This is a genomic window from Pseudomonas sp. B14(2022) (assembly GCF_012030485.1).
Classification (GTDB): Bacteria; Pseudomonadota; Gammaproteobacteria; order Pseudomonadales; family Pseudomonadaceae; genus Aquipseudomonas.
Genome location: NZ_JAAUVM010000024.1, coordinates 1 through 26869 on the forward strand (window position 1 = coordinate 1; position 26869 = coordinate 26869).

31 protein-coding genes, 4 tRNA genes and 1 rRNA gene are annotated in these 26869 nt (G+C 54.6%); all 36 read left to right on the plus strand.

What is annotated here, in order from left to right; all coding sequences use genetic code 11:
• Nucleotides 1-80 (plus strand): 5S ribosomal RNA (gene rrf / locus HCF10_RS32185); the annotation flags it as partial.
• 166 nt (nucleotides 81-246) lie between these two features.
• On the plus strand, nucleotides 247-1206 hold the full coding sequence (gene birA / locus HCF10_RS25965; RefSeq protein WP_167656703.1) for a bifunctional biotin--[acetyl-CoA-carboxylase] ligase/biotin operon repressor BirA: 960 nt from the start codon (nucleotides 247-249) through the stop codon (nucleotides 1204-1206).
• A complete protein-coding gene (locus HCF10_RS25970) occupies nucleotides 1196-1945 on the plus strand; it encodes a pantothenate kinase (RefSeq protein ID WP_145336811.1) in 750 nt (249 codons plus the stop codon). The genes birA and HCF10_RS25970 overlap by 11 nt, the downstream gene beginning before the upstream one ends.
• A 7-nt stretch (nucleotides 1946-1952) precedes the next feature.
• Nucleotides 1953-2399: a hypothetical protein gene (locus HCF10_RS25975; protein ID WP_131700343.1), complete on the plus strand. Its 447-nt coding sequence runs from the start codon at nucleotides 1953-1955 to the stop codon at nucleotides 2397-2399.
• Nucleotides 2400-2541: 142 nt separating this feature from the next.
• Nucleotides 2542-2626 (plus strand) — tRNA-Tyr (locus tag HCF10_RS25980).
• A gap of 23 nt (nucleotides 2627-2649) precedes the next feature.
• A tRNA-Gly gene (locus HCF10_RS25985) sits at nucleotides 2650-2723 on the plus strand.
• A 26-nt stretch (nucleotides 2724-2749) separates the two neighbouring features.
• Nucleotides 2750-2825, plus strand: a tRNA-Thr gene (locus HCF10_RS25990).
• A 160-nt stretch (nucleotides 2826-2985) separates the two neighbouring features.
• Nucleotides 2986-3061: transfer RNA gene (locus tag HCF10_RS25995), tRNA-Trp, on the plus strand.
• Between the two features lie 45 nt (nucleotides 3062-3106).
• Nucleotides 3107-3475: a preprotein translocase subunit SecE gene (secE, locus tag HCF10_RS26000; protein WP_131700342.1), complete on the plus strand. Its 369-nt coding sequence runs from the start codon at nucleotides 3107-3109 to the stop codon at nucleotides 3473-3475.
• A 9-nt stretch (nucleotides 3476-3484) separates the two neighbouring features.
• A complete protein-coding gene (gene nusG / locus HCF10_RS26005) occupies nucleotides 3485-4018 on the plus strand; it encodes a transcription termination/antitermination protein NusG (RefSeq protein WP_003176436.1) in 534 nt (177 codons plus the stop codon).
• A gap of 117 nt (nucleotides 4019-4135) precedes the next feature.
• A complete protein-coding gene (rplK, locus tag HCF10_RS26010; RefSeq protein ID WP_003176435.1) occupies nucleotides 4136-4567 on the plus strand; it encodes a 50S ribosomal protein L11 in 432 nt (143 codons plus the stop codon).
• Nucleotides 4567-5262, plus strand: a complete 696-nt coding sequence (rplA, locus tag HCF10_RS26015; protein WP_028618134.1) for a 50S ribosomal protein L1 — start codon at nucleotides 4567-4569, stop codon at nucleotides 5260-5262. Before rplK ends, rplA begins: the two co-directional genes overlap by 1 nt.
• A 199-nt stretch (nucleotides 5263-5461) precedes the next feature.
• Nucleotides 5462-5962, plus strand: coding sequence for a 50S ribosomal protein L10 (gene rplJ / locus HCF10_RS26020; protein WP_003176433.1), 501 nt, complete (start codon nucleotides 5462-5464; stop codon nucleotides 5960-5962).
• A 78-nt stretch (nucleotides 5963-6040) separates the two neighbouring features.
• Nucleotides 6041-6406, plus strand: a complete 366-nt coding sequence (rplL, locus tag HCF10_RS26025) for a 50S ribosomal protein L7/L12 (protein ID WP_053138313.1) — start codon at nucleotides 6041-6043, stop codon at nucleotides 6404-6406.
• A gap of 219 nt (nucleotides 6407-6625) precedes the next feature.
• Nucleotides 6626-10699, plus strand: a complete 4074-nt coding sequence (gene rpoB, locus HCF10_RS26030; RefSeq protein ID WP_024077680.1) for a DNA-directed RNA polymerase subunit beta — start codon at nucleotides 6626-6628, stop codon at nucleotides 10697-10699.
• A gap of 64 nt (nucleotides 10700-10763) precedes the next feature.
• A complete protein-coding gene (gene rpoC / locus HCF10_RS26035; RefSeq protein ID WP_053138307.1) occupies nucleotides 10764-14963 on the plus strand; it encodes a DNA-directed RNA polymerase subunit beta' in 4200 nt (1399 codons plus the stop codon).
• Nucleotides 14964-15179: 216 nt separating this feature from the next.
• On the plus strand, nucleotides 15180-15551 hold the full coding sequence (gene rpsL / locus HCF10_RS26040; RefSeq protein ID WP_002555494.1) for a 30S ribosomal protein S12: 372 nt from the start codon (nucleotides 15180-15182) through the stop codon (nucleotides 15549-15551).
• Between the two features lie 118 nt (nucleotides 15552-15669).
• On the plus strand, nucleotides 15670-16140 hold the full coding sequence (rpsG, locus tag HCF10_RS26045) for a 30S ribosomal protein S7 (protein WP_002555493.1): 471 nt from the start codon (nucleotides 15670-15672) through the stop codon (nucleotides 16138-16140).
• 30 nt (nucleotides 16141-16170) lie between these two features.
• The gene (gene fusA, locus HCF10_RS26050) at nucleotides 16171-18276 is read left to right on the plus strand and encodes an elongation factor G (RefSeq protein ID WP_145336809.1); all 2106 of its coding nucleotides are present in this window, start codon (nucleotides 16171-16173) and stop codon (nucleotides 18274-18276) included.
• 30 nt (nucleotides 18277-18306) lie between these two features.
• Nucleotides 18307-19500, plus strand: coding sequence for an elongation factor Tu (gene tuf / locus HCF10_RS26055; protein ID WP_027605166.1), 1194 nt, complete (start codon nucleotides 18307-18309; stop codon nucleotides 19498-19500).
• Nucleotides 19501-19657: 157 nt separating this feature from the next.
• Nucleotides 19658-19969 (plus strand): 30S ribosomal protein S10, encoded by a 312-nt coding sequence (gene rpsJ, locus HCF10_RS26060; RefSeq protein ID WP_003186070.1) that lies wholly within the window; start codon nucleotides 19658-19660, stop codon nucleotides 19967-19969.
• Between the two features lie 81 nt (nucleotides 19970-20050).
• Nucleotides 20051-20686 (plus strand): 50S ribosomal protein L3, encoded by a 636-nt coding sequence (rplC, locus tag HCF10_RS26065; protein ID WP_007253310.1) that lies wholly within the window; start codon nucleotides 20051-20053, stop codon nucleotides 20684-20686.
• A gap of 12 nt (nucleotides 20687-20698) precedes the next feature.
• On the plus strand, nucleotides 20699-21301 hold the full coding sequence (gene rplD, locus HCF10_RS26070) for a 50S ribosomal protein L4 (protein WP_003176424.1): 603 nt from the start codon (nucleotides 20699-20701) through the stop codon (nucleotides 21299-21301).
• Nucleotides 21298-21597 carry a 50S ribosomal protein L23 gene (gene rplW / locus HCF10_RS26075; protein WP_002555488.1) on the plus strand — a complete coding sequence of 100 codons (300 nt, stop codon included), beginning with the start codon at nucleotides 21298-21300 and terminating at the stop codon, nucleotides 21595-21597. The genes rplD and rplW overlap by 4 nt, the downstream gene beginning before the upstream one ends.
• A gap of 14 nt (nucleotides 21598-21611) precedes the next feature.
• A complete protein-coding gene (rplB, locus tag HCF10_RS26080; protein WP_003210080.1) occupies nucleotides 21612-22436 on the plus strand; it encodes a 50S ribosomal protein L2 in 825 nt (274 codons plus the stop codon).
• Nucleotides 22437-22452: 16 nt separating this feature from the next.
• Entirely contained in the window at nucleotides 22453-22728 is a 276-nt protein-coding gene (gene rpsS, locus HCF10_RS26085; protein WP_003232420.1) for a 30S ribosomal protein S19, read from the plus strand.
• 11 nt (nucleotides 22729-22739) lie between these two features.
• Nucleotides 22740-23072, plus strand: coding sequence for a 50S ribosomal protein L22 (gene rplV, locus HCF10_RS26090; protein ID WP_003103908.1), 333 nt, complete (start codon nucleotides 22740-22742; stop codon nucleotides 23070-23072).
• 13 nt (nucleotides 23073-23085) lie between these two features.
• Nucleotides 23086-23772: a 30S ribosomal protein S3 gene (gene rpsC / locus HCF10_RS26095; protein ID WP_003176422.1), complete on the plus strand. Its 687-nt coding sequence runs from the start codon at nucleotides 23086-23088 to the stop codon at nucleotides 23770-23772.
• A gap of 12 nt (nucleotides 23773-23784) precedes the next feature.
• A complete protein-coding gene (gene rplP / locus HCF10_RS26100; RefSeq protein WP_003232424.1) occupies nucleotides 23785-24198 on the plus strand; it encodes a 50S ribosomal protein L16 in 414 nt (137 codons plus the stop codon).
• Nucleotides 24198-24389: a 50S ribosomal protein L29 gene (gene rpmC / locus HCF10_RS26105; RefSeq protein ID WP_002555481.1), complete on the plus strand. Its 192-nt coding sequence runs from the start codon at nucleotides 24198-24200 to the stop codon at nucleotides 24387-24389. The genes rplP and rpmC overlap by 1 nt, the downstream gene beginning before the upstream one ends.
• A gap of 2 nt (nucleotides 24390-24391) precedes the next feature.
• On the plus strand, nucleotides 24392-24658 hold the full coding sequence (gene rpsQ / locus HCF10_RS26110; protein WP_003176419.1) for a 30S ribosomal protein S17: 267 nt from the start codon (nucleotides 24392-24394) through the stop codon (nucleotides 24656-24658).
• Between the two features lie 23 nt (nucleotides 24659-24681).
• Nucleotides 24682-25050, plus strand: a complete 369-nt coding sequence (rplN, locus tag HCF10_RS26115) for a 50S ribosomal protein L14 (RefSeq protein ID WP_002555479.1) — start codon at nucleotides 24682-24684, stop codon at nucleotides 25048-25050.
• Between the two features lie 11 nt (nucleotides 25051-25061).
• The gene (gene rplX / locus HCF10_RS26120; protein WP_007896770.1) at nucleotides 25062-25376 is read left to right on the plus strand and encodes a 50S ribosomal protein L24; all 315 of its coding nucleotides are present in this window, start codon (nucleotides 25062-25064) and stop codon (nucleotides 25374-25376) included.
• Between the two features lie 22 nt (nucleotides 25377-25398).
• Complete coding sequence (rplE, locus tag HCF10_RS26125) at nucleotides 25399-25938, plus strand: 50S ribosomal protein L5 (RefSeq protein ID WP_003194642.1); 540 nt, start codon at nucleotides 25399-25401, stop codon at nucleotides 25936-25938.
• Nucleotides 25939-25951: 13 nt separating this feature from the next.
• Complete coding sequence (gene rpsN, locus HCF10_RS26130; protein ID WP_003176414.1) at nucleotides 25952-26257, plus strand: 30S ribosomal protein S14; 306 nt, start codon at nucleotides 25952-25954, stop codon at nucleotides 26255-26257.
• A 207-nt stretch (nucleotides 26258-26464) separates the two neighbouring features.
• Nucleotides 26465-26857 (plus strand): 30S ribosomal protein S8, encoded by a 393-nt coding sequence (rpsH, locus tag HCF10_RS26135; RefSeq protein WP_003176413.1) that lies wholly within the window; start codon nucleotides 26465-26467, stop codon nucleotides 26855-26857.
• Nucleotides 26858-26869 lie beyond the last annotated feature (12 nt).

Genomic DNA, 26869 nt, shown 5'->3' on the forward strand with positions numbered 1-26869 from the left:
ATCCCGAACTCAGCAGTGAAACGATGCATCGCCGATGGTAGTGTGGGGTTTCCCCATGTGAGAGTAGGTCATCGTCAAGATTAAATTCCGAAACCCCATTTGCGAAAGCAGATGGGGTTTTGTTTTGCGCGGTCGAAAAGTGCGAAGAGGCGCCTCGGGGTGGCCTTCAGTGCTAAAGTCCCGCCTTTCTATGCAATGACCCTGCGCATGGCTATCATGCGTGCCTCATTGTGAGGCGATACTTGCATGCTGACGTTGTTAAAACTTCTAAAAGATGGTCGATTCCATTCCGGAGAGGCACTTGGCGCTGCCCTGGGCGTTAGCCGCAGTGCTGTCTGGAAGCAACTCCAGCATCTTGAGGCTGAATTGAATCTGCCTGTCCATAAGGTTCGTGGGAGGGGGTATCAATTAGCTTCGCCACTGGTTTTCTTGAGTTCCGAGCAGATTGCACTACGTGCGTCTTCCCTGGCATGGCCTATCCATATCTACGACTCCATTGACTCGACAAATGCCGAGGCTCTGCGCCTTGTTGAGGTTGAGTGTACGACGCCGTACATGGTGCTTGCGGAGCAGCAAACGGCTGGAAGGGGGCGGCGTGGTCGAAAGTGGGTCAGTCCATTCGCTCAGAATGTGTATTACAGCCTCTTATTGCGTATTGAGGATGGTCCGCGACAGCTGGAAGGCCTGAGCCTTGTGGTTGGCTTGGCGGTCATGCAGGCGCTGCGTGAGTCTGGAGTCCAGGGGGCGGCCTTGAAGTGGCCAAACGACGTCTTGGTGGGGCAGAAGAAGATTGCCGGGATTTTGCTGGAACTCGTAGGGAATCCCGCGGATATCTGCCACGTTGTCCTTGGCATCGGTATTAACGTGAATATGCAGAAGGCTGATGAGGTTGATCAGCAATGGACATCAGTGCAGTTGGAGACGGGGTCTCCTGTTGATCGCAACTCTTTGGTGGCGTGCCTGTGCTTGCAGTTGCAAAGCTACTTGGGGCGGCACAGGGCACTAGGTTTTGCGTCGCTTAAGGATGAGTGGGAGAAAGGTCACGCCTGGCAGGGAAAGGCGGTATCACTCATCGCTGGGGCCAACCGTGTTGATGGGGTGGTGCTGGGTATCGACGGTCAGGGTGCATTGCGTTTAAGTGTCGGTGGTGTTGAGAAAATATACAGTGGTGGTGAGTTAAGCCTGAGGTTGCGTGATGATTCTTGAACTCGACTGTGGGAATAGCTTTATCAAGTGGCGTGTACTTAATTCGGATCGGGCGATCGCATCTGCAGAGGGTGTCGCTAGTTCGGATGTTGCATTGATTGAAAGTCTGTCAGTGCTGTCTGGTGTCTCATTGACGCGTTGCCGGTTGGTGAGTGTTCGTGCTCTGGACGAAACAAACAATCTGGTTGAGGCGCTGGTGGCGGCTTTTGGTGTTGCTGTTTCCTGCGCTGTTTCTGCGCGAGAAATGGCTGGGGTGCGCAACGGCTACGAAGATTTCGAGCGTCTCGGCCTTGATCGCTGGTTGGCAATGCTGGGCGGTTTCAAGTTGGCGTCGGGGGCATGCCTGGTGCTCGATTTTGGTACGGCTGCGACTGCAGATTTTATTGCTGGAGACGGTGAGCATTTAGGTGGTTTCATCTGTCCTGGTATGCCTCTCATGCGTAATCAGTTGCGTACACATACACGTAAGATACGTTACGACGATGCTGCTGCCGAAAGAGCCTTGGGGTGCCTGTCACCAGGGCGTACGACCGTAGAGGCTGTAGAGCGTGGCTGTACGTTGATGCTCAGAGGGTTTGTACTGACGCAGCTTGAGCTGGCCCGAAGTTATTGGGGTGATAACTTTACTGTATTCCTGACAGGAGGCGATGCTGATTTGGTGAGGGATGCCGTGCCTCAGGCTCGACTCGTGCCTGATTTGATTTTCGTAGGTCTGGCGATGGCGTGCCCTTTATCTTGAGGTGTTTATGCGTTGGCTGTTTTTGCTTTTATTGATCCTCAACGCCTTCTACTACATATGGCATCAGCAAGAAGCGCCGTTGCGCGCTAAAGATGTTACCCCTTTGAGTCTCTATCGGAATACTCAGCAGGATATTCGTCTGCTGAGTGAGTCCTCCGATGCTGTGGTCCGCAGGGATCGAGCTAAGGCATCTGATGCGCAAAGTACTTGCTTGTACATTGGTGGCTTTGCCGACCAGCGACAGGCGCAATTCGTTGAGCAGCGTCTCACTAGCCTGGATATAAAGGTTAAGGTTCAGTTGCTGAGCACTCCTGATGCGCAGGGTTACTGGCTCCGGGTTGCCCCAGAAAGCCGACGTCTGGCTGATGATCTGCCCTTTGAAAACCTTGCTAAGGAATTCAATGAGTTAAAACATAAAATAATGCTGTGCGAAGGCATTGCAACTCTCGAATAGTTTGCATAGAATGGCGCCCGCTTCGCAGTGAAGACCTTTAAAGTGTACGGTGCGAAGCTAAGGTCAATGCAGCTAACCTCATATTTTTAATGAGAAAATGCTTGACAGAAGGCTGGCATGATGTAGAATGCCGGCTCGCTTAGGAGGGGTTCCCGAGCGGCCAAAGGGATCAGACTGTAAATCTGACGTCTACGACTTCGAAGGTTCGAATCCTTCCCCCTCCACCATTTTAGCGTGAGCTGCAAGCTCCGCGGGTATAGTTTAGTGGTAGAACCTCAGCCTTCCAAGCTGATGATGCGGGTTCGATTCCCGCTACCCGCTCCAAGTTTGCAGGTTGTGCATAGTGTTTCGCTCTTGTAGCTCAGTTGGTAGAGCACACCCTTGGTAAGGGTGAGGTCAGCGGTTCAAATCCGCTCAAGAGCTCCATATAACAAGGCAGATATGAAAATATCTGCCTTTGTTTTAACGGTTGACTCGGCTTGATGGTGTTTCAGATCGCTTGTGGTTGAGTGATTTCAAGTCTCTGGGGGTTGGCTGTTGTAAAGTCTTTTTCAGGTCTGCATAATGGTCGGCCTGATTTTGTTTTAGGTCAGTAGCTCAATTGGCAGAGCGACGGTCTCCAAAACCGTAGGTTGGGGGTTCGATTCCCTCCTGACCTGCCAGATTCACGTGGTGTATCTGGCTTTCTTTTCACAGGATCTTCATAGATGACTCCTAAGGCTGAAGCTCAAAGCTCTCGTTTCGATCTGGTCAAGTGGCTCGCTGTAGTCGCTTTGGTGGTCGTAGGCGTTGTTGGCAATCAGTACTACTCTGCTTCGCCGATCCTGTACCGCGTTCTCGTTTTGCTGGCCCTTGCTGCTGTAGCTACCTTTGTAGGTCTGCAGACTGCCAAAGGCAAGTCTTTCGCGGTCCTGGTGAAGGAAGCTCGCACCGAAATTCGTAAAGTCGTTTGGCCGACTCGCCAAGAAACCACGCAGACCACATTGATTGTCGTGGCTGTTGTTCTGGTTATGGCGTTGCTGTTGTGGGGGCTCGATTCCCTGCTCGGCTGGCTTGTTTCCTTGATTGTTGGCTAAGGGTGTCCCGTGGCTAAGCGTTGGTACGTTGTGCATGCTTACTCGGGTTACGAGAAGCATGTTATGCGCTCTTTGCTGGAGCGCGTAAAGCTGGCAGGCATGGAAGATGGCTTCGGCGAAATTCTGGTTCCCACTGAAGAAGTGGTTGAAATGCGGAATGGTCAGAAGCGCAAGAGTGAACGCAAGTTCTTCCCTGGCTATGTGCTGGTGCAGATGGACATGAACGAAGGTACTTGGCACTTGGTCAAGGATACTCCTCGTGTTATGGGTTTCATCGGTGGTACTGCTGATAAGCCTGCTCCGATCACTGACAAAGAGGCGGAAGCAATTCTGCGTCGTGTCGCCGACGGTAGCGACAAGCCTAAGCCGAAGACGTTGTTCGAGCCGGGTGAGGTTGTTCGTGTCACTGATGGTCCGTTTGCTGATTTCAACGGTACCGTCGAAGAGGTTAACTACGAGAAGAGCCGGATCCAGGTCGCGGTGCTCATTTTCGGTCGCTCTACTCCGGTAGAGTTGGAATTCAGCCAGGTCGAGAAGGTCTAGCTGAGTAAGCATCCCAACCCCGCAGCCTTAGGCTGTGGGGTTTTGTCGTCACTGGGATAAACGCGCAAGTAACCGGGGAGCCTTTCGAGGCGCTTGAACCCGTAATTGGAGTGCCTCATGGCCAAGAAGATTACCGCTTACATCAAGCTGCAAGTGAAGGCCGCTCAGGCCAACCCAAGCCCACCTGTTGGTCCAGCTCTGGGTCAGCACGGCGTGAACATTATGGAGTTCTGCAAGGCCTTCAACGCCCGTACTCAGGGTCTTGAGCCAGGTCTGCCGACTCCAGTGATCATCACTGTATACAGCGACCGTAGCTTCACTTTCGAAACCAAGTCGACCCCGGCTTCGGTTCTGCTGAAGAAAGCTGCTGGTCTGACTAGCGGTTCCGCTCGTCCTAACACCGTTAAGGTTGGCACCGTAACTCGTGCTCAGCTGGAAGAGATCGCGAAAACCAAAAACGCGGATCTGACTGCAGCTGATATGGATGCAGCCGTGCGTACCATCGCCGGTTCTGCTCGTAGCATGGGCCTTAACGTGGAGGGTGTGTAATGGCTAAGCTGACCAAGCGCCAAAAGGCTATCGCCGGCAAAATCGAAGCGGGCAAGTCCTACAGCTTTGTAGACGCTGCTGCTCTGCTGACCGAGCTGTCGACTGTCAAGTTCAGCGAGTCCGTTGACGTTGCTGTAAACCTGGGTGTTGACCCACGTAAATCTGACCAGGTCGTTCGTAGCGCTACTGTGCTGCCACACGGTACTGGTAAGACTGTTCGTGTAGCTGTCTTCACTCAAGGCCCGGCAGCTGAAGCTGCTCTGGCCGCTGGCGCCGACCGCGTTGGTATGGACGACCTGGCTGCCGAAATGAAAGGCGGCGACCTGAACTACGACGTAGTTATTGCTTCCCCGGATGCAATGCGTGTTGTAGGTCAATTGGGTCAGATCCTGGGCCCGCGAGGCCTGATGCCTAACCCTAAAGTCGGCACCGTAACACCCGACGTAGCTACCGCGGTTAAAAACGCCAAGGCTGGTCAGGTTCGTTATCGCACCGACAAAAATGGCATCATTCACACCTCCGTTGGCAAAGTCGGCTTTGACGCCGTCAAGCTGAAGGAAAACGTTGAAGCCCTGATCGCTGATCTGAAGCGTATCAAGCCAGCTTCCTCGAAAGGTATCTACGTCAAGCGCGTTACCCTGAGCACCACTATGGGCCCAGGTCTGGTCATCGACCAAGGCTCGCTGGACGTATAAGACACAGATTGGCGCAAGCAATTGCGCCAATTGGAAAAATTGGGGTCCCTGCCTGGCGGGGGCTATCCAAGACCGTAGGCGGCGCAAGTCTTAAACCACAAGCCTACGCAGATGGTGCTCCCGGTTCCTTACCGAATCAGACACCAAAACGACATCCGGCCTCGGCCAGATGAAACGGTAACAAGCAGGAGTTAAACCCGTGGCAATTAATCTCGAAGACAAGAAGGCCATCGTCGCTGAAGTCAACGAGGCTGCCAAAGCTGCTCTGTCCGCTGTCGTGGCTGATGCCCGTGGTGTGACAGTAGGCGCTATGACCGGACTCCGTAAAGAGGCTCGTGAAGCTGGCGTGTACGTACGTGTTGTACGTAACACCCTGCTCAAGCGCGCTGTTGCTGACACTGAATACAGTGTCCTCAACGACGTGTTCACCGGCCCGACTCTGATTGCTTTCTCCAAGGATCATCCAGGCGCTGCTGCCCGTTTGTTCAAAGAGTTCGCTAAGAGTCAGGATAAGTTCGAGATCAAGGCAGCTGCGTTCGAGGGCAAGTTCCTCGCAGCTAACCAAATCGACGTACTGGCAACACTGCCGACCCGTAACGAAGCCATTTCGCAGCTGATGAGCGTGATTCAAGGCGCTACCAGCAAGCTGGCTCGTACTCTGGCTGCAGTTCGCGAGCAAAAAGAAGCTGCCGCAGCCTAAGGCTGAGCAACTTCTCTCGCGTATTTTTGTTTATTTCGATGGCCGCGTAGGCCGTCCCCCAATTCAGGAAATACAGCAATGTCTATCTCCCAAGACGATATCCTCAACGCCGTAGCTGAAATGTCGGTTCTGCAGGTTGTTGAGCTGATCAAAGCTTTCGAAGAAAAATTCGGCGTTTCCGCTGCCGCTGCTTCCGCTGGCCCAGCTGCTGCTGCTGCCGTTGTTGAAGAGCAAACCGAATTCAACGTCATGCTGCTGGAAGCTGGCGAGAAGAAAGTTAACGTGATCAAGGCAGTACGTGAACTGACCGGTCTGGGCCTGAAAGAAGCCAAGGCTGTAGTTGACGGCGCTCCTGCTATGGTTCTGGAAGCAGTGACCAAAGATGCAGGCGACAAAGCCAAAGCAACTCTGGAAGAAGCAGGCGCTAAAGTCGAGCTGAAGTAAGCATCGACCTTGCGTCTCCAGCCCAAGCGTTAAGCTGAAGGCTGATGGCTGGTGGCTCTTGCCACCGGCCTTTTTCCGTTCTTGGCTGTCGACTCGGTCGCCGCCATTAACGCGCTGTAGCCACCCGATGCGGTGGTGCAAACCATGGGGTTTGCAAGATTTTCTGGCTGCTCCCGTCGGGAGGGCCAAACAAGCAGGTGACCAAGCTGGGGAACGCTGATGGCTTACTCATATACTGAGAAAAAACGTATCCGCAAGGACTTTAGCAAGTTGCCGGACGTCATGGATGTCCCGTACCTTCTGGCTATCCAGCTGGATTCGTATCGTGAATTCTTGCAGGCGGGAGCGACCAAAGATCAGTTCCGCGACGTGGGCCTGCATGCGGCCTTCAAATCCGTTTTCCCGATCATCAGCTACTCCGGCAATGCTGCGCTGGAGTACGTCGGTTATCGCCTGGGCGAACCGGCATTTGATGTCAAAGAATGCGTGTTGCGCGGTGTTACGTACGCCGTACCTTTGCGGGTAAAAGTCCGTCTGATCATTTTCGACAAAGAGTCGTCGAACAAAGCGATCAAGGACATCAAAGAGCAAGAAGTCTACATGGGCGAAATCCCATTGATGACTGAGAACGGTACCTTCGTTATCAACGGTACCGAGCGTGTTATCGTTTCCCAGCTGCACCGTTCCCCGGGCGTGTTCTTCGACCACGACCGCGGTAAGACGCACAGCTCCGGCAAGCTCCTGTACTCCGCGCGGATCATTCCGTACCGCGGTTCGTGGTTGGACTTCGAGTTCGATCCGAAAGACTGCGTGTTCGTGCGTATCGACCGTCGTCGTAAGCTGCCGGCCTCGGTATTGCTGCGCGCGCTCGGCTACACCACTGAGCAAGTCCTGGATGCGTTCTACACCACCAACGTATTCAGCCTGAAGGATGAAACCCTCAGCCTGGAACTGATTGCATCTCGCCTGCGTGGTGAAATTGCCGTCTTGGACATCCAGGATGAAAAGGGCAAGGTCATTGTTGAGGCGGGTCGTCGTATTACTGCGCGCCACATCAACCAGATCGAAAAAGCAGGTATCAAGTCGCTGGACGTGCCTTTGGACTACGTCCTGGGTCGCACGACCGCCAAGGTCATTGTTCACCCGGCTACAGGCGAAATCCTGGCTGAGTGCAACACCGAGCTGAACACCGAGATCCTGGCGAAAATCGCTAAGGCTCAAGTTGTTCGTATCGAGACCCTGTACACCAACGATATCGACTGTGGTCCATTCGTCTCCGACACCCTGAAGATCGACTCCACCAGCAACCAATTGGAAGCGCTGGTAGAAATCTATCGCATGATGCGTCCTGGCGAGCCACCAACCAAAGACGCTGCAGAAACCCTGTTCAACAACCTGTTCTTCAGCCCTGAGCGCTACGACCTGTCTGCGGTCGGTCGGATGAAGTTCAACCGTCGTATCGGTCGCACCGAGATCGAAGGTTCGGGCGTGCTGTGCAAGGAAGACATCGTTGCGGTCCTGAAGACTCTGGTCGACATCCGTAACGGCAAAGGCATCGTCGATGACATCGACCACCTGGGTAACCGTCGTGTTCGCTGCGTAGGCGAAATGGCCGAGAACCAGTTCCGCGTTGGCCTGGTGCGTGTTGAGCGTGCGGTCAAAGAGCGTCTGTCGATGGCTGAAAGCGAAGGCCTGATGCCACAGGACCTGATCAACGCTAAGCCAGTGGCTGCAGCGGTGAAAGAGTTCTTCGGTTCCAGCCAGCTCTCGCAGTTCATGGACCAGAACAACCCGCTCTCAGAGATCACCCACAAGCGCCGTGTTTCCGCACTGGGCCCGGGCGGTCTGACCCGTGAGCGTGCAGGCTTTGAAGTGCGTGACGTACACCCGACGCACTACGGTCGTGTTTGCCCGATCGAAACGCCGGAAGGCCCGAACATCGGTCTGATCAACTCCCTGGCCGCCTATGCGCGCACCAACCAGTACGGCTTCCTCGAGAGCCCGTACCGTGTGGTGAAAGACGCTCTGGTCACCGATGAGATCGTGTTCTTGTCCGCCATCGAAGAAGCTGATCACGTGATCGCTCAGGCTTCGGCCACGATGAACGACAAGAAAGTCCTGATCGACGAGCTGGTAGCTGTTCGTCACCTGAACGAGTTCACCGTCAAGGCGCCGGAAGACGTTACCTTGATGGACGTGTCGCCGAAGCAGGTAGTTTCGGTTGCTGCGTCGCTGATCCCGTTCCTGGAACACGATGACGCCAACCGTGCGTTGATGGGTTCCAACATGCAGCGTCAAGCTGTACCGACCCTGCGTGCTGACAAGCCGCTGGTAGGTACCGGCATGGAGCGTAACGTAGCCCGTGACTCCGGCGTTTGCGTCGTGGCTCGTCGTGGCGGCGTGATCGACTCCGTTGATGCCAGCCGTATCGTGGTTCGTGTTGCTGATGATGAAGTTGAAACGGGTGAAGCCGGTGTCGACATCTACAACCTGACCAAATACACCCGCTCGAACCAGAACACTTGCATCAACCAGCGTCCGCTGGTGCGTAAGGGTGATCGCGTTCAGCGCAGCGACATCATGGCTGACGGTCCGTCCACCGATATGGGTGAACTGGCTTTGGGTCAGAACATGCGCATCGCGTTCATGGCATGGAACGGCTTCAACTTCGAAGACTCCATCTGCCTGTCCGAGCGTGTGGTTCAAGAAGATCGCTTCACCACGATCCACATTCAGGAACTGACCTGTGTGGCACGTGACACCAAGCTTGGGCCAGAGGAAATCACTGCAGACATCCCGAACGTGGGTGAAGCTGCACTGAACAAGCTGGACGAAGCCGGTATCGTTTATGTAGGTGCTGAAGTTGGTGCAGGCGACATTCTGGTTGGTAAGGTCACTCCGAAAGGCGAGACCCAACTGACTCCAGAAGAGAAGCTGTTGCGTGCCATCTTCGGTGAAAAAGCCAGCGACGTTAAAGATACTTCCCTGCGTGTACCTACCGGTACCAAGGGTACTGTCATCGACGTACAGGTCTTCACCCGTGACGGCGTCGAGCGTGATGCTCGTGCACTGTCCATCGAGAAGACCCAGCTCGACGAGATCCGCAAGGACCTGAACGAAGAGTTCCGTATCGTTGAAGGCGCGACCTTCGAACGTCTGCGCTCCGCTCTGGTAGGCCACAAGGCTGAAGGCGGCGCAGGTCTGAAGAAAGGTCAGGACATCACCGACGAAGTCCTCGATGGTCTTGAACATGGTCAGTGGTTCAAACTGCGCATGGCTGAAGATGCTCTGAACGAGCAACTTGAGAAGGCCCAGGCCTACATCGTTGATCGCCGCCGTCTGCTGGACGACAAGTTCGAAGACAAGAAGCGCAAACTGCAGCAGGGCGATGACCTGGCTCCAGGCGTGCTGAAAATCGTCAAGGTTTACCTGGCAATCCGTCGTCGCATCCAACCGGGCGACAAGATGGCCGGTCGTCACGGTAACAAAGGTGTGGTCTCCGTGATCATGCCGGTTGAAGACATGCCGCACGATGCCAATGGCACCCCGGTCGACGTCGTCCTCAACCCGTTGGGCGTACCTTCGCGTATGAACGTTGGTCAGATCCTTGAAACCCACCTGGGCCTCGCGGCTAAAGGTTTGGGCGAGAAGATCAATCGTATGATCGAAGAGCAGCGCAAGGTTGCTGACCTGCGCAAGTTCCTGCACGAGATCTACAACGAGATCGGCGGTCGTAAGGAAGAGCTGGATACCTTCTCCGACCAGGAAATCCTGGATCTGGCGAAGAACCTGCGCGGCGGCGTTCCAATGGCTACCCCGGTGTTCGACGGTGCCAAGGAAAGCGAAATCAAGGCCATGCTGAAACTGGCAGACCTGCCAGAAAGCGGCCAGATGCAGCTGTTCGATGGCCGTACCGGTAACAAGTTCGAGCGCCCGGTTACTGTTGGCTACATGTACATGCTGAAGCTGAACCACTTGGTAGACGACAAGATGCACGCTCGTTCTACCGGTTCGTACAGCCTGGTTACCCAGCAGCCGCTGGGTGGTAAGGCTCAGTTCGGTGGTCAGCGTTTCGGGGAGATGGAGGTTTGGGCACTGGAAGCATACGGTGCTGCATACACTCTGCAAGAAATGCTCACAGTGAAGTCGGACGATGTGAACGGTCGTACCAAGATGTACAAAAACATCGTGGATGGCGATCACCGTATGGAGCCGGGCATGCCCGAGTCCTTCAACGTGTTGATCAAAGAAATTCGTTCCCTCGGCATCGATATCGATCTGGAAACCGAATAACACGTGACGCGAATCGAGAGCGGGGCTGTTTGGCCCGCTCTCTGCTCCGCCAGGAGGAAAGGCCTTGAAAGACCTACTGAATTTGCTGAAAAACCAGGGTCAAGTCGAAGAGTTCGACGCCATCCGCATTGGATTGGCATCGCCTGAGATGATCCGTTCGTGGTCGTTCGGTGAAGTTAAAAAGCCGGAAACCATCAACTACCGTACGTTCAAACCTGAGCGTGACGGCCTGTTCTGCGCCAAGATATTTGGCCCGGTAAAGGATTACGAGTGCCTGTGCGGTAAGTACAAGCGCTTGAAGCACCGTGGTGTTATCTGCGAGAAGTGTGGCGTTGAAGTTGCACTCGCCAAGGTTCGTCGTGAGCGCATGGCGCACATCGAGCTGGCTTCGCCGGTTGCCCACATCTGGTTCCTGAAATCGTTGCCGTCCCGTATCGGCTTGCTGATGGACATGACCCTGCGTGATATCGAACGCGTTCTCTACTTCGAGAGCTATGTCGTTATCGACCCAGGCATGACCACCCTTGAAAAAGGTCAGCTGCTGAACGACGAGCAGTACTTCGAGGCGTTGGAAGAGTTCGGTGATGATTTCGATGCCCGCATGGGTGCCGAAGCTGTCCGCGAACTGCTGCACGCTATCGACCTGGAGCACGAGATTGGCCGTCTGCGCGAAGAAATTCCGCAAACCAACTCCGAAACCAAGATCAAGAAGCTGTCCAAGCGTCTGAAGTTGATGGAAGCCTTCCAGGGTTCCGGCAACCTGCCAGAGTGGATGGTGCTGACCGTTCTGCCGGTTCTGCCGCCAGATCTGCGTCCGCTGGTACCGTTGGATGGTGGTCGTTTCGCGACCTCCGACCTCAACGACCTGTACCGCCGTGTGATCAACCGTAACAACCGCTTGAAGCGCCTGCTCGATCTGTCCGCACCGGACATCATCGTGCGCAACGAAAAGCGTATGTTGCAGGAAGCTGTCGATGCCCTGCTCGACAACGGTCGTCGTGGCCGCGCTATTACCGGTTCCAACAAGCGTCCTCTGAAATCCTTGGCTGACATGATCAAGGGTAAGCAAGGTCGTTTCCGTCAGAACTTGCTCGGTAAGCGTGTTGACTACTCTGGTCGTTCGGTAATTACCGTAGGCCCGACCCTGCGTCTGCACCAGTGCGGTCTGCCTAAGAAGATGGCACTTGAGCTGTTCAAGCCATTCATCTTCGGCAAGCTGGAAATGCGCGGTCTCGCGACCACCATCAAAGCGGCCAAGAAAATGGTCGAGCGCGAGCTGCCAGAGGTTTGGGACGTTCTCGCTGAAGTGATTCGCGAACACCCGGTTCTCCTCAACCGTGCACCGACCCTTCACCGTCTGGGTATCCAGGCGTTTGAACCGGTACTGATCGAAGGTAAGGCTATCCAGCTGCACCCTCTGGTCTGTGCTGCGTACAACGCCGACTTCGACGGCGACCAAATGGCCGTGCACGTACCGCTGACACTGGAAGCCCAGTTGGAAGCGCGTGCGTTGATGATGTCGACCAACAACATTCTGTCGCCAGCCAACGGTGAGCCAATCATCGTTCCGTCGCAGGACGTTGTATTGGGTCTGTACTACATGACCCGTGAGGCGATCAACGCCAAAGGCGAAGGTCGTGTGTTCGCTGACCTGCAGGAAGTTGATCGTGTGTTCCGTGCCGGCGAAGCCGCACTGCACGCCAAGGTCAAGGTGCGCATCAACGAAACGGTCAACGACCGTGACGGCGGCAGCGTGAGCGGCACTCGTATTGTCGACACCACCGTTGGTCGTGCGCTGTTGTACCAGGTTGTGCCAAAAGGCCTGTCGTACGACGTCGTCAACCTGCCGATGAAGAAAAAGGCAATCTCCAAGCTGATCAACCAATGCTATCGCGTGGTTGGTCTGAAAGAGACCGTGATCTTCGCGGACCAGTTGATGTACACCGGTTTTGCCTATTCGACTATTTCCGGCGTTTCCATTGGCGTTAACGACTTCGTTATCCCTGATGAAAAAGCCCGCATCATCAGTGCTGCTACTGATGAAGTGAAAGAGATCGAAAGCCAGTACGCCTCGGGCCTGGTAACACAGGGCGAGAAGTACAACAAAGTGATCGACCTTTGGTCCAAGGCCAACGACGAAGTATCCAAGGCGATGATGGCCAACCTCTCGAAAGAGAAAGTCATCGACCGTCATGGCGTCGAAGTCGACCAGGAGTCTTTCAACTCGATGTACATGATGGCCGACTCGGGCGCACGGGGTTCTGCTGCGCAGATCCGTCAGCTCGCCGGTATGCGTGGCCTGATGGCCAAGCCGGACGGTTCCATCATTGAAACGCCGATTACTGCGAACTTCCGTGAAGGGTTGAGCGTACTCCAGTACTTCATCTCCACTCACGGTGCTCGTAAAGGTCTGGCGGATACCGCGTTGAAAACCGCTAACTCCGGTTACTTGACTCGTCGTCTGGTAGACGTTGCGCAAGATCTGGTTGTAACCGAGATCGATTGCGGCACCGAACACGGCTTGCTGATGACTCCGCACATTGAAGGCGGTGACGTTGTAGAGCCACTGGGTGAGCGCGTATTGGGTCGTGTTATTGCCCGTGACGTATTCAAGCCAGGTACCGAGGAAATTATCGTTCCTGCCGGCACACTGGTTGACGAGAAGTGGGTCGAGTTCATCGAGCTCAACAGCATCGACGAAGTGATCGTTCGCTCGCCTATCAGCTGCGAAACCCGCTACGGCATTTGCGCCAAGTGCTACGGCCGTGACTTGGCTCGTGGTCACCAGGTGAACATCGGTGAAGCGGTCGGCGTTATTGCTGCCCAGTCCATCGGTGAGCCGGGTACCCAGCTGACCATGCGTACGTTCCACATTGGTGGTGCGGCAAGCCGGACCTCCGCAGCCGACAGCGTTCAGGTGAAGAATGGCGGTACTGTCCGCCTGCACAACCTGAAGCACGTTGAGCGAGTGGATGGTCACCTGGTGGCTGTGTCCCGTTCCGGTGAGCTGGCAATCGCTGATGACTACGGTCGTGAGCGTGAGCGCTACAAGCTGCCGTACGGTGCTGTGATTTCGGTTAAAGAGGGTGACAAGGTCGACGCTGGCGCAATCGTGGCCAAGTGGGATCCGCACACTCACCCAATCGTTACCGAAATGAAAGGTACCGTGACCTACGTGGGCATGGAAGAAGGCATCACGATCAAGCGTCAGACTGACGAATTGACCGGTATGACCAACATTGAAGTGCTCGACGCGAAAGATCGTCCAGCTGCCGGTAAAGACATCCGTCCTGCCGTGAAGATGGTCGATGACAACGGCAAGGATCTGTTGCTGCCAGGCACTGACGTAATCGCTCAGTACTTCCTGCCAGCCAACGCCCTGGTCGGTGTAGCGGACGGTGCGAAGATCGCGATCGGTGATGTTATCGCGCGTATCCCGCAAGAAACTTCGAAGACCCGTGACATCACCGGTGGTTTGCCGCGTGTTGCTGACTTGTTCGAAGCGCGTCGTCCGAAAGAAGCGTCGATTCTGGCAGAAGTCAGCGGCACCATCGCGTTCGGTAAAGAAACCAAGGGCAAGCGCCGTCTGGTCATTACCCCGAACGACGGTACCGATCCGTACGAAGAGCTGATTCCAAAGTGGCGTCACCTGAACGTGTTCGAAGGCGAACAGGTAAACCGCGGCGAAGTTATCTCCGACGGCCCGAGCGATCCACACGACATCCTGCGTCTGCTGGGTGTGAGTGCGCTGGCCAAGTACATCGTTAACGAGATCCAGGACGTTTACCGCCTGCAAGGCGTGAAGATCAACGATAAGCACATCGAGACCATCCTGCGTCAGATGCTGCGTAAAGTTGAGATCGCTGAATCCGGCGATTCCAGTTTCATCAAGGGCGACCAGATGGAACTGACTCACGTGCTGGTGGAAAACGAGCGTCTGGCTGGCGACGAGAAATTCGTTTCCAAGTTCACTCGCGTATTGCTGGGTATTACCAAGGCGTCGTTGTCCACTGAGTCGTTCATCTCGGCGGCCTCCTTCCAGGAGACCACTCGCGTACTGACCGAAGCAGCGGTAACCGGCAAGCGCGATTACCTGCGCGGCCTGAAAGAGAACGTGGTCGTGGGTCGTCTGATCCCGGCTGGTACCGGTTTGGCTTACCACAGCGAGCGTAAGCGTCGCCGTGATGCTGACAAGCCGTTGCGCGTAAGCGCCAGTGAAGTGGAAGCTGCACTGACCGAAGCGCTGAACTCAAGCGGTAACTGAGTTCTGCGATAAATAAGTCTGGGCCCTGGCAGCCCCATTCGTCGGATCAAGGCAATTTTGCCCGGGTTCGACGAGAGGGGAGGTCGGGGCCTTGCCTTGACTGGGGGCAAGATCCTCTTTAGACTCTTGTACCCCTAAATTTGGCGGGAATTCGTTCCTGCCATTTTGCTTTTCTTGCAAGACAATAGCGTCGCAAGACAACAGTGGAGCTAGTAGATGGCAACTATCAACCAGCTGGTACGTCAGCCGCGTAAGCGTATCGTCGAGAAATCCGACGTGCCTGCGCTGCAGAACTGCCCGCAACGTCGTGGCGTATGCACTCGTGTGTATACCACTACGCCGAAAAAACCTAACTCGGCACTGCGTAAAGTATGCCGTGTGCGCCTGACCAACGGTTTCGAGGTTTCCTCGTACATCGGTGGTGAAGGCCACAACCTGCAAGAGCACAGCGTGGTACTGATCCGCGGCGGTCGTGTAAAAGACTTGCCAGGTGTTCGTTATCACACCGTACGCGGCTCCTTGGATACTTCCGGCGTTAAAGGTCGTAACCAGGGTCGTTCGAAGTACGGTACCAAGAAGCCTAAGTAGTAGCGGCTTTTTGTAAAACTGAATCATCTTATTTTCTGAGTCGATAAGAGTAAGGTCGGAGGCGTCCCGAAAGGGCACCGATTCCGAGCGAACCTGAAGACCGTTTGAGGGCTTATCCATGCCAAGAAGACGCGTAGCAGCCAAGCGCGAAGTGCTTGACGATCCAAAATACGGAAGCCAAATTCTGGCCAAGTTCATGAACCACGTGATGGAAAGCGGCAAGAAAGCCGTTGCCGAGCGTATCGTTTATGGCGCGCTGGAAAAGGTTAAAGAACGCAAGAACAGCGACCCCCTGGAAATCTTCGAGAAAGCTCTCGACGCCATCGCTCCGCTGGTCGAAGTGAAGTCGCGCCGTGTAGGCGGTGCTACTTACCAGGTTCCGGTCGAAGTTCGTCCGTCCCGTCGTAACGCTCTGGCAATGCGCTGGTTGGTAGACTTCGCCCGTAAGCGCGGCGAGAAGTCTATGGCTCTGCGTTTGGCCGGCGAACTGTTGGACGCTGCTGAAGGTAAAGGTGCTGCTGTTAAGAAGCGTGAAGACGTGCACCGTATGGCTGAAGCTAACAAAGCTTTCTCGCACTACCGCTTCTAATCTTAGCTTCACTAATTTTGCGAGGGCTTTATGGCTCGTACTACTCCGATTAGCCGCTACCGTAACATCGGTATCGTTGCTCACGTGGATGCTGGTAAAACCACCACCACTGAGCGCGTACTGTTTTACACCGGCAAAAGTCACAAAATGGGCGAGGTGCATGACGGCGCCGCGACCACAGACTGGATGGTTCAGGAGCAGGAGCGTGGTATTACCATTACTTCTGCTGCTATTACCGCCTTCTGGAAAGGTTCCGAGAAGCAGTACAAAGATGAGCACCGCTTCAACGTTATCGATACCCCAGGCCACGTAGACTTCACTATTGAAGTTGAGCGTTCCCTGCGCGTACTCGACGGCGCTGTCGTTGTGTTCTGCGGTACCTCGGGCGTCGAGCCTCAGTCGGAAACCGTATGGCGTCAAGCCAACAAGTACGGCGTTCCACGTCTTGTTTACGTAAACAAGATGGACCGTGCTGGTGCCAACTTCCTGCGCGTGATCGGTCAGATCAAGCAGCGTCTGGGTCATACTCCGGTGCCAATCCAATTGGCTATCGGTTCCGAAGACAACTTCCAGGGTCAGATCGATCTGGTCAACATGGAAGCGGTCTACTGGAATGACGCTGACAAAGGTATGGTTCCTGTTCGCAAGCCTATCCCTGCAGAGTTGCAGGAACTGGCTGACGAGTGGCGCAACAACATGGTTGAGGCTGCCGCCGAAGCCAGCGAAGAGCTGATGAACAAGTACCTCGAAGGTGAAGAGCTCACCAACGCGGAAATCAAGGCCGCTCTGCGTCAGCGTACTATCGCTGGTGAGATCGTCTTGGCTGTTTGCGGTTCTTCCTTCAAGAACAAGGGTGTTCCCCTGGTTCTCGACGCCGTGATCGACTACTTGCCTGCTCCAACCGACATTCCTGCTATCAAGGGTACCAACCCTGATAACGAGGAAGAAGAGATGGAGCGTCATGCCGACGACAGCGAGCCGTTCTCGGCTCTGGCGTTTAAGATCGCTACTGACCCATTCGTGGGTACTCTGACCTTCGTCCGCGTTTACTCGGGCGTGTTGGCCTCCGGCGACGGCGTGATCAACTCGGTCAAAGGCAAGAAAGAGCGTGTGGGTCGTATGGTGCAAATGCACGCAAACGCCCGTGAAGAGATCAAGGAAGTGCGCGCTGGTGACATCGCGGCCTTGATCGGCATGAAGGACGTCACCACGGGTGAGACTTTGTGCGACGCTGCCAAGCCAATCATCCTGGTTCGCATGGACTTCCCGGAGCCGGTTATTTCGGTTGCCGTTGAGCCTAAGACCAAGGATGACCAGGAAAAAATGGGTATCGCTCTGGGCAAGCTTGCTCAGGAAGATCCATCTTTCCGCGTCAAAACTGATGAAGAGACTGGTCAAACGATCATCTCTGGCATGGGCGAGTTGCACCTGGACATCCTGGTTGACCGGATGCGCCGTGAGTTCAACGTCGAAGCCAACATCGGTAAGCCTCAGGTTTCCTATCGTGAGCGCATCACGAAGAACTGTGAAATCGAAGGCAAGTTCGTTCGTCAGTCCGGCGGTCGTGGTCAGTTCGGTCACTGCTGGATCCGTTTTGCCCCTGCTGACGAAGGTCAGGAAGGTCTGCAATTCGTGAACGAAGTAGTAGGTGGTGTTGTTCCTAAGGAATACATCCCTGCTATCCAGAAGGGTATCGAAGAGCAGATGAAGAACGGTGTTGTTGCCGGCTATCCGCTGATCGGCCTGAAAGCAACCGTTTTTGACGGTTCTTACCACGACGTCGACTCCAACGAGATGGCGTTTAAGGTGGCTGCTTCCATGGCAACCAAGCAACTGGCCCAGAAGGGCGGTGGTGAGTTGCTTGAGCCAATCATGGCGGTAGAAGTTGTTACACCTGAAGACTATATGGGTGATGTCATGGGCGACCTTAACCGTCGTCGCGGCATGATCTTGGGTATGGAAGACACGGTTTCCGGCAAAGTGATTCGCGCCGAGGTTCCGTTGGGTGAGATGTTCGGTTATGCGACCGACGTTCGCTCCATGTCCCAGGGTCGCGCAAGCTACTCTATGGAATTCAAAAAATACAACACAGCTCCGGCGCACATCGCTGAAACTGTATCCAAAAAACAAGGCTGATTCAGTCCTTTAGGCAAGGAGTTAATTGTCGTGGCTAAAGAAAAATTTGATCGTTCCCTACCGCACGTCAACGTTGGCACTATCGGTCACGTTGACCACGGTAAAACCACTCTGACCGCAGCTCTGACTCGCGTCTGCTCCGAGGTTTTCGGTTCTGCAGTCGTTGATTTCGATAAAATCGACAGCGCTCCAGAAGAAAAAGCTCGTGGTATCACCATCAACACCGCGCACGTCGAGTACAACTCGAAGATCCGTCACTACGCTCACGTTGACTGCCCAGGTCACGCTGACTATGTGAAGAACATGATCACCGGTGCTGCTCAGATGGACGGCGCGATCCTGGTTTGCTCGGCCGCTGATGGTCCGATGCCGCAAACCCGTGAGCACATCCTGCTGTCCCGTCAGGTAGGCGTTCCGTACATCGTGGTTTTCCTGAACAAGGCTGACCTGGTAGACGACGCTGAGCTGCTGGAACTGGTTGAGATGGAAGTGCGCGATCTGCTGAGCACTTACGACTTCCCAGGTGACGACACTCCGATCATCATCGGTTCTGCTCGTATGGCGCTGGAAGGCAAAGACGATAACGAAATGGGCACCACTGCCGTTCGTAAACTGGTTGAAACTCTGGACAGCTACATCCCAGAACCAGTTCGTCTGACCGACAAGCCGTTCCTGATGCCAATCGAAGACGTATTCTCGATCTCCGGTCGTGGTACTGTTGTTACTGGTCGTATCGAGCGCGGTATCGTTCGCGTTCAAGATGCACTGGAAATCGTTGGTCTGCGTGACACCACCAACACCGTCTGCACTGGTGTTGAAATGTTCCGCAAGCTGCTCGACGAAGGTCGTGCTGGCGAGAACTGCGGCGTTCTGCTGCGTGGTACCAAGCGTGACGACGTTGAGCGTGGCCAGGTTCTGGTTAAGCCGGGTTCGGTTAAGCCGCACACCAAGTTCACCGCAGAAGTTTACGTTCTGAGCAAGGAAGAAGGCGGTCGTCACACTCCGTTCTTCAAAGGCTACCGTCCACAGTTCTACTTCCGTACTACTGACGTGACTGGTAACTGCCAGCTGCCAGAAGGCGTTGAAATGGTAATGCCAGGCGATAACATCCAAATGGAAGTTACCCTGATCAAGACCATCGCAATGGAAGACGGTCTGCGCTTCGCTATCCGTGAAGGCGGCCGTACCGTTGGTGCTGGTGTTGTAGCTAAAATCATCGAGTAAGCGTCTCTTTTGAGATAGCTTCGATGCTTTGAAAAGCCCCCGCTCAGCGGGGGCTTTTTTATTGGGTTGACACCTATCTAGGGCGTCTATAGAATTGCGCCTCCTTTTAACGGGCGTATTGCGCTCGCTGGGAATAGCAGCCGGAGTCTGAAATCCAATGCAAAATCAGCAAATCCGTATCAGGTTGAAGGCTTTTGATCATCGCCTGATCGACCAATCCACCCAGGAAATCGTGGAAACCGCGAAACGTACTGGTGCTCAAGTGCGTGGTCCAATTCCACTGCCTACCCGTAAAGAGCGGTTCACCGTTCTGGTCTCCCCGCACGTCAACAAAGACGCGCGTGACCAGTACGAGATCCGTACTCATAAGCGCGTACTGGACATCGTCCAGCCAACGGATAAAACCGTTGATGCACTTATGAAGCTTGATCTGGCGGCCGGTGTGGAAGTACAGATCAGCCTCGGCTAAGACTTGGGTCTTAGTCGTGTAACGCTCTGAAATGGGCGGCCATAGCGGGTGAAAGCCCCGTACACTCATGAGGTTTACAACATGACTATTGGTGTAGTCGGTCGTAAATGCGGTATGACCCGTATTTTCACCGAAGAAGGTGTCTCCATTCCGGTTACGGTCATTGAGATCGAGCCGAATCGCGTCACCCAGTTCAAAACTGAAGAAACCGATGGCTATCGTGCAGTGCAAGTCACTGTCGGCGAGCGTCGTGCTTCGCGTGTGACTGCTGCTCAAGCAGGCCACTTCGCTAAAGCAAACGTTGCAGCTGGTCGTACTGTCATGGAGTTCCGTCTTGAAGAAGGCGACTACCAGGCTGGCGATCTGATCAACGCTGAAATCTTCGCCGCTGGTCAACTGGTTGATGTAACCGGTCAGTCCAAGGGTAAAGGCTTCCAGGGTACGATCAAGCGTTGGAATTTCCGTGGTCAAGACAACACTCACGGTAACTCCGTCTCCCACCGCGTCCCGGGCTCTATTGGCCAGTGCCAGACTCCTGGTCGTGTATTCAAGGGCAAAAAAATGTCCGGTCATATGGGCGCTGAGCGCGTGACCGTGCAGTCCCTCGAAGTAGTGCGCGTCGACGCTGAACGCAATCTGTTGTTGGTCAAGGGTGCTGTTCCTGGCGCTACTGGCGGCAACCTGGTTGTACGTCCAGCGGCCAAGGCTCGCGGTTAAGGGGAAGCTGACATGCAATTAAATGTAAATGACGCTCAAGCGATCGAAGTTTCCGAACTGACATTTGGCGGCGAATTCAACGAGACGCTGGTTCACCAAGCAGTCGTGGCCTACATGGCCGGCGGCCGTCAAGGTAGCAAGCAGCAAAAGACCCGTTCCGACGTTCGTGGTGGCGGTAAGCGCCCGTGGCGTCAGAAAGGTACTGGCCGTGCTCGTGCCGGTACTATCCGTAGCCCAATCTGGCGCGGCGGCGGTACCACTTTCGCAGCTCGTCCGCAGGATCACTCTCAGAAGCTCAACAAGAAGATGTATCGCGCAGCACTGCGCTCCATCCTTGCTGAACTCGTGCGTACTGATCGCCTGGTCGTGGTTCAGGACTTCGCTGTTGAAAGTCCAAAAACCAAAGATCTGCTGGGCAAACTGAACAACATGAGCCTGACCGACGTTTTGATCGTGTCTGAAGCTGTTGATCAGAACCTGTACCTGGCTGCTCGTAACCTGCCACACGTTGATGTACGTGACGTGCAGGGTTCCGATCCAGTTAGTCTGATCGCATACGACAAGGTGTTGATCACCGTGTCGGCCGTGAAGAAATTCGAGGAGCTGCTGGGATGAACCAGGAACGCGTATTTAAAGTTCTGCTTGGCCCGCACGTTTCCGAAAAGGCTACGGTTCTGGCTGACAAGAAAGGCCAGTTCGTTTTCAAGGTTGCAACTGACGCAACCAAGCTGGAAATCAAGAAGGCCGTCGAAAGCCTGTTCAGCGTGAAAGTTGAGCGTGTTACTACCTTGAATGTTCTGGGTAAGAGCAAGCGCACTGCTCGCGGTCTGGGCAAGCGTAATGACTGGAAGAAGGCAGTTATCTCCCTTCAGCCAGGCCAAGATCTCGATTTCAGCAGCAGTGCTGAGTAAGGAAGGGGTGCATCATGGCAATCGTTAAATGCAAACCGACTTCCCCTGGCCGCCGTTTTGTGGTCAAGGTGGTCAACCAGGAGCTGCATAAAGGCGCTCCTCACGCACCGCTGCTCGAGAAGAAATCGAAGACTGGTGGTCGTAACAACAATGGTCGTATTACCACTCGTCATATTGGTGGTGGCCATAAGCAGCATTATCGTCTGGTCGATTTCCGTCGCAACGACAAAGATGGCATCGCTGCCACTGTCGAGCGTATCGAATACGATCCAAACCGTACTGCTCACATCGCTCTGCTGCTGTACGCAGATGGCGAGCGTCGCTACATCATCGCGCCTAAAGGCGTGAGTGCTGGCGACCAGCTGATCGCAGGTGCCTTGGCGCCGATCAAGCCGGGCAACGCTCTGCAACTGCGTAACATTCCAGTTGGTAGCACCGTACACGGCATCGAATTGAAGCCAGGTAAAGGCGCGCAAATCGCTCGTTCCGCTGGTGCTTCGGCTCAGCTGATCGCTCGTGAAGGTGTCTACGTGACCCTGCGTCTGCGTTCTGGTGAGATGCGTAAAGTGCTGGCTGAATGCCGCGCGACCCTGGGTGAAGTCTCGAACTCCGAGCACAGCCTGCGTTCGCTGGGTAAAGCTGGTGCCAAACGCTGGCGTGGCGTTCGCCCAACCGTTCGTGGTGTTGCCATGAACCCGGTTGACCACCCACACGGTGGTGGTGAAGGTCGTACCTCTGGTGGTCGTCATCCGGTATCGCCATGGGGCTTCCCGACTAAGGGCGCGAAGACTCGTGGTAATAAGCGTACCGACAAAATGATCGTCCGTCGTCGCAAGTAAATAGAGGGATACGACAGTGCCACGTTCTCTGAAAAAAGGTCCTTTTATTGATCTTCACCTACTGAAGAAGATCGAAGTGGCGGCGGAAAAGAATGATCGCAAACCAGTTAAGACCTGGTCGCGTCGTTCGATGATCCTGCCACAAATGGTCGGTCTGACCATCGCTGTACACAACGGTCGTCTGCACGTCCCAGTTCTCGTTAACGAAGACATGGTCGGCCACAAACTAGGCGAGTTTGCCGGTACCCGCACTTATCGTGGGCACGTGGCAGACAAGAAAGCCAAGCGTTAAGGGGTAAGGAAATGGAAGTAGCCGCTAAGTTGTCGGGCGCTCGAATCTCCGCCCAGAAAGCCCGCTTGGTCGCCGACCAGATCCGCGGGAAGAAGGTGGGCGAAGCGCTCAACCTGTTGGCTTTCAGCAGTAAGAAAGCCGCCGAGATCATGAAGAAAGTGCTGGAGTCGGCCGTAGCCAACGCCGAGCATAACGAAGGCGCAGACGTTGATGACCTGAAGGTCAGCACCGTTTTCGTCAACGAAGGGCGTTCGCTGAAGCGCATCATGCCGCGTGCCAAAGGCCGTGCTGATCGCATCGTCAAGCGGTCTTGCCATATCACTGTCAAGGTTGCTGACAAGTAACGGAGTCGAAGAGATGGGTCAGAAAGTACATCCCATTGGCATTCGCCTGGGAATCGTCAAGGAGCACACCTCCGTCTGGTACGCAGACGGTCGGACTTATGCGGACTATTTGTTCGCTGATCTGAAGGTGCGTGAGTATCTCCAAGACAAACTAAAAAGCGCGTCCGTAAGCCGTATCGATATCCATCGTCCGGCGCAAACTGCACGTATCACCATCCACACCGCTCGTCCAGGTATCGTTATCGGGAAGAAAGGTGAAGATGTTGAGAAACTGCGTCAGGACCTGACCAAGCAAATGGGTGTGCCTGTGCACATCAATATCGAAGAGATCCGCAAGCCGGAGCTCGACGGTATGCTGGTTGCGCAGAGCGTAGCTCAGCAGCTGGAGCGTCGCGTAATGTTCCGTCGCGCTATGAAGCGCGCCGTACAGAACGCCATGCGCATTGGTGCCAAAGGCATCAAAATCCAAGTGAGCGGTCGTCTCGGCGGTGCTGAAATCGCACGTACTGAATGGTATCGCGAAGGTCGTGTGCCACTGCACACCCTGCGTGCCGACATCGACTATGCCAACTACGAAGCTCACACCACTTACGGTGTGATCGGTGTAAAGGTTTGGATCTTCAAAGGCGAAGTAATTGGTGGTCGCCAAGAAGAACTGAAACCACAAGCACCAGCGCCTCGTAAAAAAGCTGCTAAGTAAGGGGTACGCCAAATGTTGCAACCAAAGCGTACGAAGTTCCGCAAGCAGATGACAGGCCACAACCGTGGTCTGGCTCAGCGCGGTAGCAAAGTCAGCTTCGGCGAGTTCGCGCTGAAGTCTGTAGCTCGTGGTCGTCTCACCGCTCGTCAGATCGAGTCAGCGCGTCGTGCACTGACCCGTCACGTAAAACGTGGCGGCAAGATCTGGATCCGTGTATTCCCGGACAAGCCGATCTCCAAAAAACCTCTCGAGGTTCGGATGGGTAAAGGTAAGGGTAACGTGGAATACTGGGTAGCCCAGATTCAGCCAGGCAAAGTCCTGTATGAAATCGAGGGTGTAACTGAAGAGCTGGCGCGTGAGGCTTTTGCCCTGGCTGCTGCAAAGCTGCCGCTCGCCACCGCCTTTGTTAAACGGACGGTGATGTGATGAAAGCGAATGAACTTCGTGAAAAATCCGCACAGCAGCTGAACGAGCAACTGCTCGGCCTGCTGCGCGACCAGTTCAATCTGCGTATGCAGAAAGCAACTGGCCAGTTGGGGCAGTCTCATCTGCTCTCGCAAGTTAAGCGTGACATTGCTCGCGTGAAGACTGTGCTCAACCAGCAGGCAGGTAAGTGATCATGGCTGAAGCCGAAAAGACTGTCCGTACGCTGACTGGCCGTGTTGTCAGCGACAAGATGGACAAAACCATCACCGTTTTGATCGAGCGTCGCGTTAAGCACCCGATCTACGGTAAATATGTTAAGCGTTCGACTAAGCTGCACGCGCACGACGAAACCAACCAGTGCCACATCGGCGACAAAGTCACTATTCGTGAAACTCGTCCGCTGGCCAAGACTAAGTCTTGGGCACTGGTTGATGTTCTCGAACGCGCTGTGGAAGTCTAAGGACTAGGGGTCGGAGAAATTATATGATTCAGACTCAATCCATGCTCGATGTGGCCGATAACAGCGGCGCTCGCCGTGTTATGTGCATCAAGGTGCTGGGTGGCTCCCATCGTCGTTACGCTGGTATCGGTGACATCATCAAAGTTACCGTGAAGGAAGCAATTCCTCGCGGTAAGGTGAAAAAAGGCCAGGTGATGACTGCTGTTGTAGTCCGCACTCGTCACGGCGTACGCCGTGCAGATGGCTCCATTATCCGCTTTGATGGCAACGCTGCTGTTCTTCTGAACAACAAGCAAGAGCCGATCGGCACCCGTATCTTTGGGCCAGTGACCCGTGAACTTCGTACTGAGAAGTTCATGAAGATCGTCTCGCTCGCCCCAGAAGTGCTGTAAGGAGATCCGACATGCAAAAGATTCGTCGTGACGACGAGATCATCGTGATCGCCGGCAAAGACAAAGGTAAGCGCGGTAAGGTGCTGAAGGTTCTCGCTGACGACCGTCTGGTTGTTGGTGGTCTGAACCTGGTCAAGCGTCATACCAAGCCTAACCCGATGTCGGGCGTACAAGGCGGTATCGTCGAGAAAGAAGCGCCACTGCACGCTTCTAACGTCGCCATCTTCAATGGCGAAACCAACAAGGCTGACCGCGTTGGTTTCAAAGTAGAAGACGGTAAGAAAATTCGTGTCTTCAAGTCGACCCAAAAAGCGGTTGATGCTTGAACACTGCTAGGTAGATAAGACCATGGCACGACTACAAGAGATTTACCGGAAGGAAATCGCCCCCAAGCTTAAGGAAGAACTTAAGCTCGGGAACGTGATGGAAGTTCCGCGCGTTACCAAAATCACCCTGAACATGGGTCTGGGCGAAGCGATCGGCGACAAAAAAGTCATCGAGCACGCTGTTGCTGACCTGGAAAAGATCACCGGTCAAAAAGTCGTTGTGACTTACGCTCGGAAATCCATCGCTGGCTTTAAAGTCCGTGAAGGTTGGCCGATCGGCGTCAAAGTGACTCTGCGCCGTGAGCGTATGTACGAATTCCTGGATCGTCTGCTGTCGATCTCCCTGCCTCGGGTTCGCGACTTCCGCGGCCTGAATGCCAAGTCCTTCGATGGTCGTGGTAACTACAGCATGGGCGTGAAAGAGCAGATCATCTTCCCGGAAATCGACTACGACAAGATCGATGCTCTCCGCGGTCTGGACATCACCCTGACCACCACTGCCAAGAACGATGATGAAGGTCGCGCCCTGTTGCGTGCTTTCAAATTCCCGTTCCGCAACTGATTGGAGTAGGACCATGGCCAAGATGAGCATGAAAAACCGCGAGCTGAAGCGTCAGCTCACGGTTGCCAAGTACGCCAAGAAGCGTGCAGCACTGAAAGCAATCATCGTTGATCTGAACGCAAGTCCAGAAGCGCGTTGGGAAGCTACAGTTGCCCTGCAGAAGCAGCCACGTGACGCAAGCGCTTCGCGCATGCGTAACCGCTGCCGCCTGACCGGTCGTCCACACGGCGTTTACCGCAAGTTCGGCCTCGGCCGTAACAAACTGCGTGAAGCGGCAATGCGTGGTGACGTACCAGGTCTGGTTAAAGCCAGCTGGTAAGTACTTTCAGCGTCCAGGTGGTCTGAATCGAAAGATACTGACCGCCGGTGACCCTGAATCTGGAACAAGCCCCTTTTGGGGCTTGTTTCATTTCCGGAGTGTGTCTAAAATACGCGGCTCGCCTGAGCCCGTGTTTTTTTACCCGGAGATTCTCAGCGACATATGTAGCCGCAAGGCTAATTTTTTTGTATTAGGAGCGTCTAGCCCATGAGTATGCAGGACCCGTTAGCGGACATGCTAACTCGTATCCGTAATGCCCAGATGGCTGAAAAGTCCGTCGTAAGCATGCCATCTTCCAAGTTGAAGGTTGCTGTTGCCAAAGTCCTGAAAGACGAAGGCTACATTGCGGGTTATCAGATCAGCAGCGAAATCAAACCACTGCTGTCCATCGAGCTGAAGTACTTCGAAGGCCGTTCGGTCATCGAGGAAGTGAAGCGCGTTAGCCGTCCAGGCCTGCGTCAGTACAAGTCCGCTGAAGATCTGCCGAAAGTTCGTGGCGGTCTGGGCGTGTCTATCGTCTCCACCAACAAAGGTGTGATGACGGATCGTGCTGCGCGCGCTGCCGGTGTCGGCGGCGAAGTTCTTTGCACTGTGTTCTAAGGGGGGATAAGC